This is a genomic window from Anaerobiospirillum sp. NML120448 (assembly GCF_023050945.1).
GTDB lineage: Bacteria > Pseudomonadota > Gammaproteobacteria > Enterobacterales > Succinivibrionaceae > Anaerobiospirillum.
The window spans coordinates 1-18444 of record NZ_JALKIM010000074.1; the positions used below are offsets into that span (position 1 = coordinate 1).

The following is an 18444-nucleotide window of genomic DNA, read 5'->3' on the forward strand; positions in this document are numbered from 1 at the left end:
GACGCAAGTCTAATGGCGCTCTAATAACCAGAGAGGTGGTTGAAAAGCAACGAGAAATTGCCATTGCCTGCGGTTGCCGTGGTATTTTTGATATGCCATATACGTATTAAAATCTCGGAATTTCTAAATTAGGTGCAAAATAGTTGGTTTTTCACTACTATTAGCGTGCTGTAGTTGTATTTTACTTAGGAGTTAATATGTATTTAGCTGATACATCTCGCTACGACAACATGGTCTACAATCGTCTTGGCAATTCAGGTTTAAAGTTACCTGCTGTAAGTATGGGTCTTTGGCATAATTTTGGCTATTTAAATAGCCAAGAGGACATGATTAAGATCTTATGCCATTGCTTTGATCAGGGTATTACTCACTTTGATTTGGCCAATAACTATGGCCCAGAGCCTGGTGCTGCTGAGACTAATTTTGGTCTCATTATGAAGCACTATTTACGTCCATACCGTGATGAGCTCATTATCTCTACCAAGGCTGGCTTTACCATGTGGGATGGCCCATATGGTGATTTTGGATCTAGAAAGTACTTATTAGCCTCTTTAGACCAAAGCCTTAAGCGTATGGGTTTAGAGTATGTTGATATCTTCTACTCTCACCGTATGGATGAAGAGACTGATCTTGAAGAAACTATGGGTGCTTTAGCCTCTGCTGTACAACAGGGTAAGGCTTTGTATGTTGGCTTATCAAATTATGATGGCCCAACCTTACAAAGAGCAACTGAGATTTTAAGAGAGACTCATACTCCTTTTGTGATTAACCAAAACCGCTATTCAATTTATGATCGCACCATTGAGCGTAATGGTCTTAAAGACAAGGCTCAAGAGCTTAAAAAAGGCATTATTTCTTTCTCACCTTTAGCTCAAGGCTTATTAAGTGATCGCTATTTAAATGGCATTGATGCTGATAGCCGTGTTAAGCACGATGGTCGTTTCTTAACAGAAGAGGATGTTAAGAAGTATCACGCAAGCATTGTTAAGCTCAATCAAATTGCAAAGGAGCGTGGCCAAAGCTTAGCTCAAATGGCTCTTGCTTGGGTATTGCGTGATGGTGCTGTAGCCTCAGTATTAGTAGGTGTCTCTAAAGTAAGTCAGATCGACGATAATCTAAAGGCTCTTGCTAACACCTCTTTCACTGCCGAAGAGTTACAAGCCATTGATGAGGCCTGCGCAGGCTTAATTTAGCCCTCCAAGGCATCAAAAATGGCACCAGCCCAGCCTAAATGTCTGGTGCTGTCTTATAGGCCTGTGGCCATTAGCTTTTAGCAATGGCCACGGGCCTTGTCATATGCATAAGTAAAGCTAGAGTTAGCTGAGCATTGAGAGTTGGCGCACTACGCATGACGCATTGCGCATTGCGCATTGCATATGACGCATGCTGTGGAGCAGTTAAATTAACACTGCAAAGAGCAGGGGCATGAGCTGGGTCAAGGCCTAGGGCCTGGCCATTGGCCTGAGCATGGGGCTGGGGTGTTTTGGGTGGGCTTGAAATAGTAAAGGCCTGAATACAGGCCTTTAAAGATTTCTTTGAAGCTCTTTAGCTGTTAGGTGATTCGTCCTCGCTATCATCAACTACGCCTAGTTGATTGAGCTTTAAAAAGTTAGAAACAAAATATGGTGATGGCATGTCTGGCACAGGCTCATTATCATTAGGGTGCATAGGCTCTAAAGGAATATCAATTTTGCCTAAGAGCTCTAAGCGCCAGGATTGTTGTAACAATGGAGTCTGGCCTAGTGCTTTAGCACGGAAATAGTCATTCAATAATTGTTTCTTGAGCAATACTTGAGGACAAATATTGCTATTTTCTAAACCCTTACTAATAGCTTTTTTCAAACACTCAAAGTTCTCTTGCATGGCTCTTTGGTGTGAGAAATAGTCATATGGAATAGTAAGGTTTGGATAAATAGGAGCTGTTTTAGCCTGGGCAATCCACTTAACTATAAGATCGCCATATTGTCTTATAGTGCCATGCTTAACGCCTCTATGCTCAAGTTCACGCTTGGAGCGAGGTAAGAAACGTGCTAATTGCCACATTGATTTGGAGGTAATAACTCTATTCAATGCTTGGTTTTCACTACGTGCTAACTCTAGGCGCTCTCTTGCCAAGTACTGTAAAACATTTAGTTCTTTTTCATTGAGCATGCCTGATGCTGGAATAGATAAATAAGCATCATTCTCATTAATGTCTTCCACATAGCGAGAGCGAATGTATTCCATTTCCTCAATAAAGAAATTGAAATTACGCTCACTAATTACTTCTTTTATCTTGAAGTATAAAGGCTCTAAATACTCTACATCTAAAGCAGAATAATTTAATTGCTCATTGGATAAAGGTCTATTAGTCCAATTGGATCTAGTGCAGTCTTTAGCTAGGGTAATACCAAGAAACTCTTGCAGGGCAAAGTTTAAACCACGGCCATAACTGTGACCGCAAAAAGCTAACATTAATTGCAGGTCATAAATACGCTTTGGCAAGATAGTATCGCAATTAATACGACGAGCCTCATGGGATAAGAGCTCAATATCTTCGTTACAAGCAAAGGCTAGAACAATAGCCTCGGTATGGCATAAAGATTCAATTAGTGGTTGAACCTTACCCTCTAGCATCCATACATCAATAAGATAGTTTTTGCCTTTAATAGCAAGCTGCATTAATGAGAAATCTGGGTAGTAGCAGGTAACTCTCATGAACTCGGTGTCAAGGCCAATGATATCGTCAGCTGTTAACGAATCAATGATATGGCACACCTCTAGAACTTGGCTAGCGGTGTCTATAAATACGTAATCGACATCCCCGTTCATATATGTATCCAATTACAAAAAGCTTAAAGTAATTGCAATTTCGTAATTCCATCGAAACCACACCCTAGCGAATTAACAAAGCTCGCATAGGCTATCATGTTAGCATAGCAAACTAAAAATCGCGATCCATACATAAAGACTACCAGATAAAAGCTAGAAAAATTTTTTCTCAAATAAGATATATATCTATATTTATCAAAAACAATATCAGTAAGAGTAGGGCGCAACTTTGGTAGCTCCACTTTATTATGAAAGTGCCTAAACCTACAGTTAGCTCATAATTACGAGCTTAGAACTTCCATATATAGATTGGTGTCAGTACAACAGCAAATTTGCTGTCATAAGGATTTTTTGAGGTTAAGGTGTGTTTATCCCTATGTGGCTTGGTAAGTGTATGGGTATGGGGAAGGACTGGGGTTTACAAGGCTCTGATGTCAGGGGGTGGTGCGGTGGTTTCAGAGCCTTGGTTGGGTTGGGTTGGGTTGGGTTTGGTTGGTAGTAGGTTTGTTTTTTTAGTTAGCGATAGTAGTTGAGATAGTCGTTACGCTTTCTTTTGAAAAATTCGCTAATGAAAAATAGTATGGATACAGTAAGACCTGTAGCAAATGAGGCTAAGATCCACTCTGGCATAGTAAAGCCTAATAATGACCAGTCTAATGGGGCGCAGGATGCGGTTGGGGAGAACATCCATGGGAGCCACTCATCAAGAGGCATAAAGGATGGAAAAGATGCTTTTAATTTGCAAGAAGCGCCAAAGCCTGTTTGATAAACAGAGGTCATATGATCAAATGCGACCAACAGACCGCCTGCTGAGCCTGCCATAAAGGTAAAGTTGGCTAAGTTTCTAAATAAGAAATTGCTTGGCCAGAGAAAACCTATGAGACCTGCAACTATAAAGGACAGATAAAAAGCACGTTCATAGACGCAGTTTACACAAGGTGGTAAGCGCAATGAATATTGGAAATATAAGCCACAGCTTTCCAAAACGATACCCAATAAGAGCAACATTATCCACGCAAAACGATGTCGCGCCAGAGATTGAATGAGAAGGAAAAATCTCATAGCTGCTAAGTCCTAAAATAAACAAGCAAAAATAAAAGTATTAGGCTCAAAGCCTAATGCTAATTTACTTTAATTTGCAAACAATTAAAAGAGCTTAGCAAGACGGAAAACCAATAATAAGATCAAGGCAAAAAATTTAAGGAAAAATAATCAAATAAATATCAATATATCTTGCATTTTGGAGTAGAGAGAATTTTTTGTAGAGAGCAAAATTTTTTATCCCCTCTACATAAAAGTGAAAATAGGTAGCATGTTTTAATTTTACGTGCACTGGGGGAGCTGATTATTAAGGTGAAACTATTCCAATGGGGTGGAATTTTATAAAAAAGCACGCTTATATTTGTGATAAAAGCTTATATTTATCTGGTATTATGGAGTGAAAAAGGCACGCACAGTGCACGGTTAGTAAAATTAGATGGTAAAAAAGCAAATTTAAAGAAAACGTGCATATACTTGTTTAGAAATACGATTTAGCCTATTCAATGTGTTTAAAAAGCTGTTGCACTATTTGTGTGCATAAATTTTGGTAACTTTTGGGGCTTTTTGCTATTTTTTTGCAAGTCTAAAAGTGAGCTTGTTTTTTAAAATTTGAGTGTAATTTTAAAAGTTTCGCAATCGTTTGTAATAAGGCAACAATCATTTATTTATCTTGATTCTTGAGGGTTATGAGCAAGCGTATAACGGTAGGGGGATGTAGCTAGTACACCTTGGGTCTGATGTTAAGGGGCAAACTTGTTGATTTATGTGAATTTAGAAGTTATGCACCAAAAGTAATCAAACCCTATGTTTATGCTGTTTGGCTAGGGTGGTTATCTAGGTAAAAAGTGACATGCATATATTTGTTATTTATGCAAGTTGTTTTTGAAATTCAGGGTAGTTTTGCCTTTGAATTGTGAGTTTTTTCACAAAAAGAGGCGCTGTAATAGGCTTTATTTCACAATTTTGCTCAATTTTGGCAAAATGCACCAAGCAAGTGATTAACATGTACTTATCACTTGTTGAGTGAAATTTGTGATGGCTAAATTTTTTTTGATTGCCATCTTATGAAACAACTAACAAGTGTATTTGTGCACATTAAAGGCTACCTAAGTATCAAACTAGCGGTTTTTATGTGTTTAATCTTTCCCTAGAGTTTTCTAGGACTTTGCAAGTTTTTTAAAAGACAACCCCTGAGCGTGATTAAGGCTTAATTTGTTTTCGAAAAAGAAAACTTTGCTTCAGGTGGCCGTCACATAGCTTCTATTTGTGTCTATCAATCAAGCGTCTATTTGTTTGTAGGTAGCTTAACGTTTATTAATTTCTTTGTTGGGTTAAGTAGCTACAAATAAGGTTTGGCTATTAGTAACTGGACGAATGTTTACGCTGCAAGTCTGTTCATTAATCAAAATGGTTTACAAGTGCAGCTCAAAAATCATCGCTCAAGCAACTAACAGAAAATATAGAAAGATAGCTGCTAACTATGTGTTTTTTTGTTTACTGAGATTGTTTATTTGGAGGTTTCAATGCGTATCGAGCACGATTTCATTGGTGAGTTAGAGATTGCTGATGATGTTTTTTACGGTGTGCAGACTTTCCGCGCAAAGCAGAACTTCGATATCACTGGTGAGCATTTAAAGGATTATCCAGCCTTTATTTATGGTTATGCTAAGGTTAAGAAGGCTTGTGCCTTAACCAACTGCGAGTTAAGCCTCCTCGATAAAGAAAAGTGCGACTTTATTTGCAAGGCTTGTGATGAGATCTTAACTGGCAAGTACAACGATCAATTCGTAGTTGATATGCTCCAGGGTGGCGCTGGTACTTCTACTAATATGAACTCCAACGAAGTTATTGCTAACATTGGCTTAACTTTAATGGGTCATAACAAGGGCGAGTACAAGTATTTACACCCAAATGACCACGTAAACTTATCACAGTCCACTAACGACTCTTATCCAACTGCTATTAAGATTGCTATCTACGACTACGTAGGTGAGCTCTTTGAGGCAATTAAGGTATTACGTGACTCCTTTGCTAAGAAGGCAGAAGAGTTCAAGGACGTAATCAAGATGGGTCGTACCCAGTTACAAGACGCTGTTCCAATGACCGTAGGTCAAGAGTTCCACGCTTTTGCAACTATGCTTGACGAGGACTTAGTACGTCTTGAGGAAGCCCGTAAACTCATGTTAGAGGTTAACCTCGGCGGTACAGCTATTGGTACTGGTATTAACGCTCACCCTGATTTCTCCAAGGTAGTTGTTAAGCACTTAAGCGCAATTACTGGCGATACTTTCACCAGCAGTCCTGATTTAATCGCTGCTACCCCAGACTGCTCTGGTTATGTTCACGTTATGGGCACTTTAAAGCGCATGGCAATTAAGCTTTCTAAGACCTGTAACGACTTACGTTTATTAGGCTCTGGCCCACGCTGCGGTCTCAATGAGATCAACTTACCTAAGATGCAGCCAGGTTCATCCATTATGCCAGGTAAGGTAAACCCAGTTATTCCTGAGGTAGTAAACCAAGTTTGCTATCACGTAATTGGTGCTGACGTTGCTGTAAACTTTGCTGCTGAGGCAGGTCAATTACAGCTCAACGTAATGGAGCCAGCTATTGCATACGAGATCTTCAAGTCCATTAAGATGTTAGATCGCGCCTGCCGTACTTTAGCTGAGAAGTGCGTAGACGGTATTACTACTAACGATAAGGTATGCTTAGACTTCGTACTTAACTCTATTGGTATCGTAACTGCTTTAAACCCATACATTGGTTACGAGAACAGCGCCTCTATTGCTAAGGAGTCCTTAAAAACTGGCAAGCGTGTACGTGACATTGCTCTAGAGCGTGGTTTATTAACTGAAGAGCAATTAGATGAGCTCTTAAGCCCTAAGAACATGTTAAACCCAGCACTTTCTGCTGAGTCTCGTGAGCACTTTGCAAAGAAGTAATGTTCTTTAACTTAAACTTAGTCAGCACACAATAGCGTGCTGACACTGAGGCTCCTAACTTAGTTTAGGGGCCTTAGTTGACAAAAGTTCTTGGAACTAGGATCTAAAAGTAGTTGTTAGTTCCAAGCAGCTTTTATACATGCAATATTACTTTCTTATCTTTTCTTATATCAAATCTGATAACCGTTATTATCAACCCGTCAATGTAGCTACCCATAAAAGGCTTAATTAGCTTAACTATTAGCCCGAGTAAGGACAAGGGCACTAATTAAAGCTCAATGGTATTAGCAATGTTGATCTTGATTCCAACAAAGAAATAGCTAGGGCAAGAGTTTAAACGCTCTTGCCTTCATAGCTAGGATTTGAGTAGGGGGAGATTATTAAAAGTATGGATCTATGTTGATTTATCATTATTTTATTACAGTTAAAGAGCATTAATCCTTATTGCAATTGAGTTTCATAAAGCTGTTACCAGTTTGGGTTTGTTCTGTGCTCAAGGATCAATCCCTTCTTTAAAGTTATCAATCTTTAAAGAAATAGCAGGTCTAAATAGTTGGTGTTAGACCTTGTCAGTTAGAGTTAAGTTGATCGTGAGATCAGAGATCACTCTAGCTTATGAGCTTATTTATATATTTCTTTGTTGCTGATTTTGCAAAGCCCTAGTGCTTTCAAAGTCAACCAAAACATAAGTGAATGTGCTTATTTTACTTTTGTGTTGGTGTGTTGGGCTGACCTTTTTTACAAAAAGGAAAGCTAAGGAGAAACTATGGATCTATTGCTTATTTTGCGCCTAGTGGTGCTCTTTGGCGTTATCTTTATGGGTATTCGCTTGGGCGGTATGGCCATTGGCTATACTGGCGGCTTAGGTGTGATTGTCTTAACTGTCTTCTTAGGAATGAAGGCAGGTGCTATTCCTACTGATGTTATCTTGATCATTATGTCAGTAATTGCAGCTATTACTGCTCTGCAAAAGGCTGGTGGTCTTGACTACATGGTTCGTATTGCTGAAAGAATTTTAAGAAACAATCCAAAGCATATCAACTTTTTAGCTCCAACTGTTACTTACGTTCTTACCGTATTAGCAGGTACTGGTCATACTGCTTTTGCTATGATTCCAGTTATCGTAGAAGTAGCTAAAGAGCAGGATATCAAGCCAGCAGGCCCATTATCCATGGCTGTTGTTTCTGGTCAGGTTGCTATTACTGCCTCCCCAGTTTCTGCTGCTGTAGTTTATATGACTGGCGTGCTTGAGCCATATGGTTGGTCTTACCCTGCATTATTAATTGTTTGGTTATTAACCACCTATGTCGGCTGTATGATTGCTGCCTTTATCATGTCTACCTTCTTTAATAAGGGCAAACTCAGCGAGGATCCAATCTATCGTGATCGTGTAGAGGCTGGTTTAACTGCTCCTGTTGGTGTTAAAGAGCGTGCCTCCTTACCTGAGACTGCTAAGAGCTCTGTAATTATCTTCTTAACTGGCGTATTATTCGTTGTTCTTTATGCCACCTTTATCTCTGATGTGATTCGTGTTCCTTTCACTCAGTACTTACAGGCTAATGTAGATAATGGCGGTAGCGTAATTTCAGCAGCTTTATTATCTGTTCTTGAGCCTTTAAAGTTAGCTCGTGACGGCGCTATCATGTCTTTCATGCTCTTAATTGCAACTTTTATTGTTCTTAAGTGCAAGATTAACACAGGTGAGCTTGCGGATACCCCAACCTTTAAGTCTGGTATGACTGCATGTATCTGTGTGCTTGGTGTAGCATGGTTAGGTAATACTTTCGTTGCTGGCTATAGCGAGCAGCTTCAAGAGTTCTCTAAGGCTATCATTAGTGAGTACCCTGGTGTATTGTCTGTAGTATTATTCTTTATCTCTGCATTGTTATACTCTCAGGCAGCTACTGCTAAGGCTTTAATCCCTGTAGTTATTGTAGCTTTAGGTATTGACGCTAACCCAGACTTAGCTTACATCTTAGTAGCCTCTTTCGCAGCTGTTAGTGGTTTATTCATTCTTCCTACATATCCTACCTTATTAGGTGCTGTACAAATGGATGATACTGGTTCTACCCGCATTGGTAAGTACATCTTCAACCACTCTATGTTGCTACCTTGCATTCTCTGTATCTTTATTTCTGTAGGTTTAGGCTTCGTTATTGCCCCAATGCTCTAATCATTAGAGATCTCCTTTAGCTAAATTGATTAACTTAGCCTTGCTTGAGCCAACTAGAGCAAGGCTCTTTAAAAGAGTTAGCAATCTTTAGTTAAAGCTTACAGAAAAAAAGCTAACAAGCCCCTTAGGTTCAATCCTCAGGGGCTTGTTAGTTTATGAAGGTGATATATTTTCTTAAGAGTTTTAATTAGGAACCACCCTTTACTAGAATGGTAGTTTTTTGGCTAATTTATCTTGTTTTTAGCCATAAATAGCCTTGATAGGCTACTGTGAACTAGAGTCGTGTTTATGCTGTCACAGTCGTTCAATTGGTACTCTTAATCAAAGTAAGACCCACAAAATTAGGATGATTGGGGTAAGGGGGCAGCTAGCTTGAGTATGGGCAGGGCTATTGTTAATAGGATTTTTAGATAACTAATAGAGCAAAATTTAGGTACTAAAAGCTTGAGCTTGTAGTCAAATCTCAAGATCTCTGCTAGTGATAATCTTAAGAACATGCATCACGTCACATCCAAAAATAAACCATTAGATATAATTGTTTTTGTTGATATAACATACGGGTGTTTTTGCACGGTTAAGCCGACTTATAAGGTATTTTAGCCCGCTTTAGTATGCTAGGATCCTTGCAAGATACTGCAAAATTTTATCACAACGTATATACTATCATCGTTTAGGGCTATAGCGTTGGTTTTGCAACTGCCTTATACATAAGGTCAAACCAACTATATAGTTTAGGATTGTTTCCAACAATACATCAAAAATATCGTATAGATATTTACAGCCATGTAATGTTGTCTTTGGAAAATTTCTTAGCTTAAAGAAACTTTCCAAGGCCAGTCTTGCAGGTGGATGTAAAGGTGGATATTTAAATTTATGTTATTTATAGCGCCACAATAACCGCTTTAATCATAATAAAACCTTAGTGTGGTGGTTTTAGATTAGAGTTGGTGTTGGTGCTTTAAATACTATGAAAATGAGTGGATGCTATGCCGCAAATTACTTATGGTAAGGCTTTTGCCCTCAACTTTATGGGTACTGCCCCAGGTTGGTATAAAATCTTTATTTTGGGTTGTCTTATTATCAATCCAATTTTGGCTATGATTTCTCCTGTCCTAGCAGGATGGGTATTAGTAGGTGAGTTCATTTTCACCTTGGCTATGGCTCTTAATTGCTACCCACTCATTCCAGGTGGCTTCTTAGCAATTGAAGCTGCCTTTATTGGCCTATGTGACATGGAAAATGTCCGCCATGAAATTGGAGCTAACCTTGAGGTTATCTTATTATTAATGTTCATGGTGGCAGGTATTCACTTTGTGCGTGACGTATTGCTCTTTACCTTTACTAAGTTGATGGTAAAAGTACGCTCTCATACCGCACTAGCTATGATTTTCTGCTTCTTAGGTGCCTTCCTATCAGCCTTCTTAGACGCTTTAACTGTATTAGCTGTAGTTATCACCATCTCTATGGGTGTATATCGTTATTACCACGACTTAATTTCTGGTGATGCCGCTACTGCACGTCTTTCCAATGACCAATATGTAAAAGATGAGTATAAGGCTGATTTAGAGCAATTCCGTGCTTTCTTACGCTCAATTTTAATGCACGCTGCTGTTGGTACTGCCATCGGTGGTGTATGTACTATTGTTGGTGAGCCACAGAACATTATTATTGGTAATATCGCAGGTTGGAACTTCGTAGAGTTTGCTATTCGTGTAGCCCCTGTTTCTATGCCTGTAGTTGTTTTTGGTTTTGCAACTTGCTTTGTACTTGAAAAAACTAAGCTCTTTGGTTTTGGTATCCAAATGCCAGAGTCTGTGCATCAAATGTTGGTAGAGCAAGACCGCCATAACTCCGAGACTTTAAGCCGTCGTGATCGTATTCGTTTAGTAATCCAATTATTATGCTGCATTTGGTTAGTAATTGGTTTAGCTCTTCACTTAGCTGCTGTAGGTTTAATTGGTCTTTCTATCATTATTTTAGCTACTGGTTTTTGTGGTGTAACCTCTGAGGAAGAAATTGGTAAGTCCTTTACTGAGTCTCTACCTTTCTGCGCTTTATTATGTGTATTCTTCACTGTAGTTACTGTTATTTCACAACAAGAGCTCTTTAAGCCATTAATTACTTGGGTACTGTCTACTCCTCCTGAGGCACAGTTACCAATTTTCTACTTAGCTAATGGTGTGCTTTCTTCAGTTTCTGATAATGTGTTCGTAGCAACTATCTATATTCAAGAAGTTTACAATGCTATGTTAAACGGCATTATTACTGGTGAGCAATTTGACCACTTAGCTATTGCCATTAACGCTGGTACCAACTTACCTTCTGTTGCTACCCCTAATGGTCAGGCTGCATTCTTGTTCTTATTAACCTCTGCCTTATCTCCACTCATTCGTTTAAACTACTTACGTATGATGTGGATGGCCTTACCTTACACTATTGTATTAACTATTGTAGGTTTAATTGGCACTTGGTTCATTTTACCTTCCATGACCCAAGTCATGATTGATGCTGGTTTAATTATTTCTGGTGACATTCACCATGCTGCTCAGGTGGGCGCTGCTCTTAAAGAAGGAGCTGCAGGCGCTGCCGCTGCTGCTGGTGCCGTAATGGGCCACTAATAAGATATCGTCTATCTTATAAAAAGCAGGCTATAGCCCCCAAAGCTATAGCCTGTTTTTTCTCCAAGCCAAGCCAAGCCAAGCTAAGCCATCCTACCCAAGGTTGGCTTAGCTCAGCTTAGCTAAGCCAACGCTTAGCTTGGCTGGCCCAAGCTAAACCAAGTTTGGCTTGCCCAAGCCGTGCCAAGCTATAGCCAGCAACCACTTCTCTCCCAATATCAAATCTCAACCACATTCCATTCCATTCCATTTCATTCCCAGACGTAAATCACACCCCTTAGTAGGAACACTTCCAATCCACAATCACAAAAGTAGGCAGGATCGTAGTGGAGATGCGAATATGGTCAAAACAAGCCCAGGCCTGTTTCCCAGGCCTGTTTCCCAGGCCCTTGTCCTGGGTTCTTGTCACTGTCCCCTGTAACAGGCTAAGGCAATGCCCACGTGCAGGACTGTAGTCATGCCCATGTCTATGACATATGCTAAGGCTATGCCCTGGGCCATGGCTATGGCACGCGTTACAGTCAAGGACAAGCCCATGGCACAAGCCTTTGGCTTAGACCACATCTGTGGCTACAGCAGGGCGTATGTGGGCTAAATTTTGTGGAGCAATGATAAACAAATTCACTTGCTTAAGAGAGTTAGCCTAGGCTGATTTTAACTAATGCGTAGCTCACAATTGTGGGCTATAATGATTTAAAAAATAAAAGTGTGTGATTGCACTGGTAATCTCATAGAAAAGATGTTTTTAGCTGGTCTAAAACAAGCTAATTGTTAATTTAATAAGTCATAAGCAGCACTATACAGGCTCAAATTTGCAAGAATAGCTTCATTAAAATCTAGCAAAGCCTATGTAGGTTGCTTATAAGGCTAATAAAGATTTCGGCATCTTGGCTGTGTTGAGGTTAACTAGAAATGATATTGTCTAACTTTGAAGTGCAATTTGTATAGTGAGTGTGAACCTGAGTCTTGGCCTTTGGTGTTCTTTGATAGAGTCAGGATAGGGGATATTTAGGAGATGGCACAATGCAAGTGTATTTGGTAGGTGGTGCCGTACGTGATAGGCTCTTAAACCTGGATGGAGCTGATAATGACTATGTGGTAGTAGGTTCAACTATTGAACAAATGCTCTCATTAGGCTACCAACAAGTAGGTCAAGATTTTCCTGTATTTTTACATCCTGAAACTAAAGAAGAATACGCTCTTGCCCGTACTGAGCGTAAAAGTGGTCATGGCTATAAGGGATTTGCTTTTTCCTTTAATGAAAATACCACTTTAGAAGAAGATTTACTGCGCCGTGATTTAACCATTAATGCCATTGCTCAAGATGAAAATGGTAATCTCATTGACCCTTATCATGGTTTAGATGATTTAAAGAATAAGGTGTTACGCCATGTGTCTCCTGCTTTTGTAGAAGATCCTTTGCGTGTCTTAAGAGTGGCTCGTTTTGCTGCTCGCTTCCATCATTTAGGCTTTAAGGTAGCACCAGAAACTTTAGATCTGATGAAAGAAATTACTCGCTCTGGGGAGCTTGAGTCTCTTACTCCTGAGCGTGTTTGGATAGAACTACATAAGTCCTTAAAAACTAATAATCCTGAGGTTTTTATTGAGATCTTGCATTATGTAGGGGCTTTGCAAGTTGTTTTGCCTGAGGTAGAGAAGCTCTCGGGAGTACCTGGGCCAAAGCGCTGGCATCCAGAAATTGATACTTTAGTGCATACTATGATGACTTTACATAGAATTGCTTTAGAGTCCAAAGATCCTGTAGCTAGATTTGCCATGCTCTGTCATGACTTAGGTAAAGGTCTTACTCCTAAAGAATTATGGCCTCATCACAAGGATCACAATGTTACTGGTTTAGAGCCTTTAGAGCAATTGTGTAAGCGCCTTAAAGTACCTAATGAGTATCATGATTTTGCCAAGATTGTAGTTTATTACCACACCTACATTCATTATTTATATGAAGATGGTGCTCGTGGCATTGTTACTTTGTTAGATCATTTAGATGCTTGGAGACGACCTGAGCGCATTAAGCCGTGGATTTTATGTTGTAAGTGTGACTTTTTAGGCCGTAAAGGCTTTGAAAATCGACCTTTCCCTCGAGCTGATTACTTAAATGAAATGTTTGTTATTTGTCAGACAGTAACAGCTAAAGAGTTTGTTGCTCAAGGACTAAAAGGTATAGCCATCAAACAAGCTATGTTTGAGCGTAGGGTCGAGTTAATTGATACTTTCTTAAAAACTATACCAAGAACAGAAATTGACAATAGCGCTAATAGTCAGCCGCCTGCGGAGACTGTAGAGCAATAATACAAAAAGTCCCTATACCAAAAAATTGGATAGGGACTTTTTTTGCAATAGGTGATGCTTAATTACTAAGAAAAGAAGTAAAGTAGCGCTACACCTAAGAGTACACGGTACACCACAAAGACGGCCATGCCAGACTTGGAGATATAACGCATAAATAGTGAAATTACGATAATGCTGGTTACAAAAGAAATGACACCGCCAATGAGCATTTCAATTGGATTAGCACCAATAGTTTCATTGTTAAAGAGCTTTATACCCTCTAATAAAGCAGAAGCTAAGATGATTGGGATGGAGAGCAAGAAGCTAAAGCGAGCAGCAGCCTCTGGGCGCATACCTAAGAATAGGCCAGCGGTTAAAGTAATACCTGAACGTGAGGTGCCTGGAACTAAAGCTAAGGCCTGAGCAAAACCAATAATAATGGCTTGGTGAATAGTCATACCACGTAAGCTATCAGAGCGGCGACCTTGGATATTAACAATGGTAGACCAATTAATCTTGCGATTAATATAAGAGGCAATACCAAGTAAGATACCAAAGCCAATAGTGGTATAGGCAATAACATGAATAGAGCGGGCTACAGTAGCAATATATGGCTCTAACAACAGACCAGCAACCGCAGCTGGAATAGTAGCAATAATAATGAACCAACCAATACGGCTTAAAGGTGTTTGCTTGCGCTTAATAGCAGATTCAATGGTATGAGTGCCAATTTGTACCAGATCAGACATGTAGTAAATGATGACTGCTAGTAAAGTTCCAAGATGCACGGCTACGTCAAAAGCTAAGCCTTGGTCTTCCCAACCTAGTAATTGGCTTGGGAAAATTAAGTGAGCACTAGAGGATACAGGCAAAAATTCAGTTAAGCCTTGCAATAGGGCAAGGACAACAATATGAGTAATAGGCACTTATCTCATCCTTTTCTTAGCATCAGTGAAAAGATTGTCTTTGTAAGGCCAACAATAATACCATGGAACAAAAGCAATACAGTTTTTTGCCCCAAAAAACAAAACTATTAGCCAAGCCAACCTTACAACATATCATACCAACCTTAGTTCAAGCTTAGCAAAGCAACAATATTATCCCCACTATTAAGGTCATAGCCCCATCACAGTCCAAGGCATCGATACCTCGCAGGCGCTATCGCAGGAACTGGCGCTAGCGCTGGCGCAAGCACAGGCATAAGTGTGCAAGCCAACGCAGGTGGATAGCAAGATAGTCAACACAGGAGCATGCAAACATGCCTGCTCAGGGGCTGGCGTAGGGGCTAGCGCAAGCGTGGGAGCAGGAGGGGCGTGAGCGCATAAGTGATAGGGGGAGTGAGGGTATTACTTGTTGCAAGAATCAGATATAGATAACATTTTTTAGACTAAAGGTAAATTAGAATACTAAAAGATACGCCTTAAGGGCTAACCTACTGTCTAAAGCAAAGAAGATCAATCAAATAAGGATGGGTTTGCTTTAATAAGAGCTTCTTTAATCGAAGGTTGAACCACGATAGAGCCAGACTATAGGGCATAGATCCTTATGATGGGCCACTCCAATTACTCTTATATGTTTTTGTTTTAGGAGACACCTATGGACTTAGTACAGCAGCTTATCAATTTGAATTTTGAAGGCAAATACGAGCAGGTAATTGATACTGTACAGGCCTTGTCTAAGGAGGAGCGCACTCCGCACATTCAAGTTGAATTAGGTATTGCCTATTTTTTTAAAGCCATGGCCTTTAAAAATCATCAAGTTTATTTTAAAAATGATGATGGCTCATTAGTTTGCGATAAAAAAGGTAAACCTTTAGAGGGCTTTGATGTTTTCATTAACTCTGCTGAGAATCTCTTTTTAGAGAACTGCTTAATGTTTAAAGAAGACATTCGCTTTCACCAATTCTTTGGCATGACTCTAGACGTTCAGAAAAAATACAGCATGGCTTTTATTGTTTATCAAAAAGCAATGATGATGTTTAAGGATAAGCCGCTCACAACAGCTGAGGAAAAGATTAAGAAGAACATTGCTGAGCGCTATGAGATTATGACCACAGCTATTACCTATCCTGATCCTCAGCCTACCATGGCGCAAAAGGTGCAACAATTTTGGTCAGAATTTGTAGCTAAAGAGACCGACCTTAGGATTAATTTAGCTAATAGTGCCTCTCAAGAACAGCATGAATTAGCTTATAAGCTTATGGATCAGTGTTTGGAAGCTTTAGGTTTTGCTGTTAAATATCAGATCGATGAGCTTGATGGTATTTTTACTGTTCATTTGTCCATGGACGACAAAGAATATAGAGTTTTTGCACTTCATTATTTAGTTAATATCATGCCCGTTGATAGTCTGCCTAAATGGCGCTTTAGCATTGGTTTTGTGCCTGACTATGACAAGGTAGGATGTTTAGAGGGTATTTCTTTTAATAGCAATGATCTTAGGGTATGGGTGGCTAAACAACAAAAGATCTCCTCAAACATGCTCATATTAGGGGTGTATTGTGAAAAGCTAGCTGATTATTTGCAATCACCGACATTAACTCATGAGCAGTATGAACAAGCAATTAAGACTCTTAGAGATTATTGTCTGAGCGTCATTGGTGAGCTCAATTACTGCACCTACGTAATGGATTTTAGGCTCTTAAAGTCAGTAGAAGAAAGCAACGTACTGCAAAATACAGAGGCTAATGTTGAATTAATCGTAGAGGATATGCTGTTCAAAGACTTAGCCGACTTTAAGGTATTACAGATGTATGGCTTAGAGGAGATACAAGATGTAAAGCAACACTGGGTTGCTTGTACTACCCCTTATAATTCAAAAGAGTATTGTGCTGAGGTTCAAGAACCTGATCTTAGGGATATTGAGTTTGCATTAACTTTAATGCCTGACTTAACAGCAGAGTTTCTTAACGACTACTATAAGCTTAGCGATGAGATGGTAATTGAGGGTTGTGTGCCTTTTGAGATCTGTTTTCTAAGAGCAAGCTTTGATAGTAATGTGCCTACCGATGCATTATTGCAATGGCTTCACAATCGTATTTTGGGAGCTTTACAGGGCACTTTGCCGTACCAAAACCAAACTATAGGCTCAGCATTGGGAACCCAGTTTGTTTACCTTAATGTTTTGTCTTTTGATTTTAGAGCTACTATGGAAGCTCTTAATAAGTATTTCCAGCAGGAAAAAGATCCATGGATTGCAGTTAGGGTAATGCGACCTGACACCAGGTTCATTACTATTAAAGCATTAGAAAAACCTGGTTTTTCCTCTAAATTTTAACTAAAAAGCCCAGCTTAAGCACTTTAGGCTGGGCTTTATTATTCATGCAAGTAAGGCTGGTCGATACAAAGTAGCAGCTAAAGCGAAGCTCAAGCTGAGCTTAAGCTGAGCTCAAGCTAAGCCTTAGCCTAAGGCTTGAGCCGAGCAATGTGTCATAGCAGTAAGAACAAATATATTAATAGTAAGACATAGACAACATTTCTAGTTCATACAACAAATTACAATAGACCTATCGATTTAACAAACAAACAACATGTTCTTGGTTCTGGGTTCTTTGTTCTTGGTACGGCTTGCTAGGTAATCCTTAAGTTGAGCTTTAGTCAAACAGTGGCTGTCATTTTATGCACTGGGAAGTAAATAGCTGAGCCTTGAAATCTAGAGATCACTAAAAATGGTCGCTACAAAGTAGGTGATTACACTCAAAGACCAGGATAAGTAGCTTTCATCAAGGTAGAAGTAATATGGAGTTAGGGAAAAAGTTTGAGCGTTGGAATAGGCAAGGAAAATTTGCCCAGGTAATTGAGCTTTTTGAGCAGAATCCTGAACAGGACATGACGGCGCAGAGCTTATTAGAGTACGCTATAGCCAATTTCCATACCGCCTTAAGTATAGATCCTAAGGATACCACCGTTGGTAGAGGCGAGGATGGATCTGAGATCTATATGCCCGATGGTACTCCTGTAAGCTTAAGGGACACTTTAATTTACAAAGGTTTTATGGTATTTGAGGGCTTAGCAAATGAGTTTCAGCATGATGTTAGATATACCTTCTATTATGGGTTGATGTTTGAGGAAAAAGGGGTATATCAGCTTGCTTATTTTTATTTTCAAAATGCATTAACAATAAGCTCGGAAGCCAAATTTTCGCCAGAGGATAGTGGGTTAGTAGAGCTTATCAAGGAGCATCTTGATGCTGTTAGAGATAAGCTATCTTTTCCTGAAATTAAAGAGCCATTTGCCGATCGAGTAAAGAAATTTTGGGCTGAATTTGTTAGCGTAGAAAAAGAAATTTTACAAAATCTTGCCCCTGACATTAGTGAAGATCAATATGATAAAGCTAGCTCTTTAATTGACAATTGTACGAGATTTTTATCTCTATTGATTTGAGTCACGCTTTTTACGTTACGCAGTAACATTCATTTTGTTATAGATCAGGTTATGTATAAATCCTACATCCCCGCAAAAAAATGTGGGGTATCATTATATGATGTTTTGGGTACCTTGTAGCTATCCATTAGCATGTGGTACTCTTATGTGCAGGTATGTCCAAGTAGTTTATAGGAAGCTTCAGCACT

At 39.4% G+C, this 18444-nt stretch carries 10 protein-coding genes; 7 read left to right on the forward strand and 3 right to left on the reverse strand.

Features of this window, described 5'->3' with window-relative positions; translation table 11 throughout:
* The first annotated feature begins 197 nt into the window (after positions 1-197).
* Positions 198-1193, forward strand: a complete 996-nt coding sequence (locus tag MXE38_RS10205; RefSeq protein WP_246914451.1) for an aldo/keto reductase — start codon at positions 198-200, stop codon at positions 1191-1193.
* Between the two features lie 352 nt (positions 1194-1545).
* Here the strand turns inward: MXE38_RS10205 and MXE38_RS10210 are convergent, their stop codons facing one another.
* Together MXE38_RS10210 and dsbB are read right to left on the reverse strand one after the other, a co-directional pair.
* Positions 1546-2811 carry an HRDC domain-containing protein gene (locus MXE38_RS10210; protein ID WP_246914453.1) on the reverse strand — a complete coding sequence of 422 codons (1266 nt, stop codon included), beginning with the start codon at positions 2809-2811 and terminating at the stop codon, positions 1546-1548.
* Between the two features lie 516 nt (positions 2812-3327).
* Positions 3328-3873 carry a disulfide bond formation protein DsbB gene (gene dsbB / locus MXE38_RS10215; RefSeq protein WP_246914455.1) on the reverse strand — a complete coding sequence of 182 codons (546 nt, stop codon included), beginning with the start codon at positions 3871-3873 and terminating at the stop codon, positions 3328-3330.
* Positions 3874-5363: 1490 nt separating this feature from the next.
* On the opposite strand from dsbB, the gene aspA reads away from it, so the two are divergent.
* The 4 genes from aspA to MXE38_RS10235 all read left to right on the forward strand — a co-directional run bounded on the left by aspA (position 5364) and on the right by MXE38_RS10235 (position 13895).
* Positions 5364-6797, forward strand: coding sequence for an aspartate ammonia-lyase (gene aspA, locus MXE38_RS10220; protein WP_246914463.1), 1434 nt, complete (start codon positions 5364-5366; stop codon positions 6795-6797).
* 775 nt (positions 6798-7572) lie between these two features.
* Positions 7573-8970, forward strand: a complete 1398-nt coding sequence (locus MXE38_RS10225; RefSeq protein ID WP_246914464.1) for an anaerobic C4-dicarboxylate transporter — start codon at positions 7573-7575, stop codon at positions 8968-8970.
* A gap of 986 nt (positions 8971-9956) precedes the next feature.
* Positions 9957-11588, forward strand: coding sequence for a sodium/proton antiporter NhaB (gene nhaB, locus MXE38_RS10230; protein ID WP_246914457.1), 1632 nt, complete (start codon positions 9957-9959; stop codon positions 11586-11588).
* Between the two features lie 1023 nt (positions 11589-12611).
* Positions 12612-13895: a multifunctional CCA addition/repair protein gene (locus MXE38_RS10235; RefSeq protein WP_246914459.1), complete on the forward strand. Its 1284-nt coding sequence runs from the start codon at positions 12612-12614 to the stop codon at positions 13893-13895.
* 65 nt (positions 13896-13960) lie between these two features.
* Here MXE38_RS10235 and MXE38_RS10240 read toward each other — a convergent pair whose 3' ends face one another.
* Complete coding sequence (locus MXE38_RS10240; RefSeq protein WP_246914460.1) at positions 13961-14800, reverse strand: undecaprenyl-diphosphate phosphatase; 840 nt, start codon at positions 14798-14800, stop codon at positions 13961-13963.
* A gap of 670 nt (positions 14801-15470) precedes the next feature.
* Here MXE38_RS10240 and MXE38_RS10245 point away from each other — a divergent pair.
* Together MXE38_RS10245 and MXE38_RS10250 are read left to right on the forward strand one after the other, a co-directional pair.
* Positions 15471-17150, forward strand: coding sequence for a hypothetical protein (locus MXE38_RS10245; RefSeq protein WP_246914461.1), 1680 nt, complete (start codon positions 15471-15473; stop codon positions 17148-17150).
* A 461-nt stretch (positions 17151-17611) separates the two neighbouring features.
* On the forward strand, positions 17612-18256 hold the full coding sequence (locus MXE38_RS10250; RefSeq protein ID WP_246914462.1) for a hypothetical protein: 645 nt from the start codon (positions 17612-17614) through the stop codon (positions 18254-18256).
* Positions 18257-18444 lie beyond the last annotated feature (188 nt).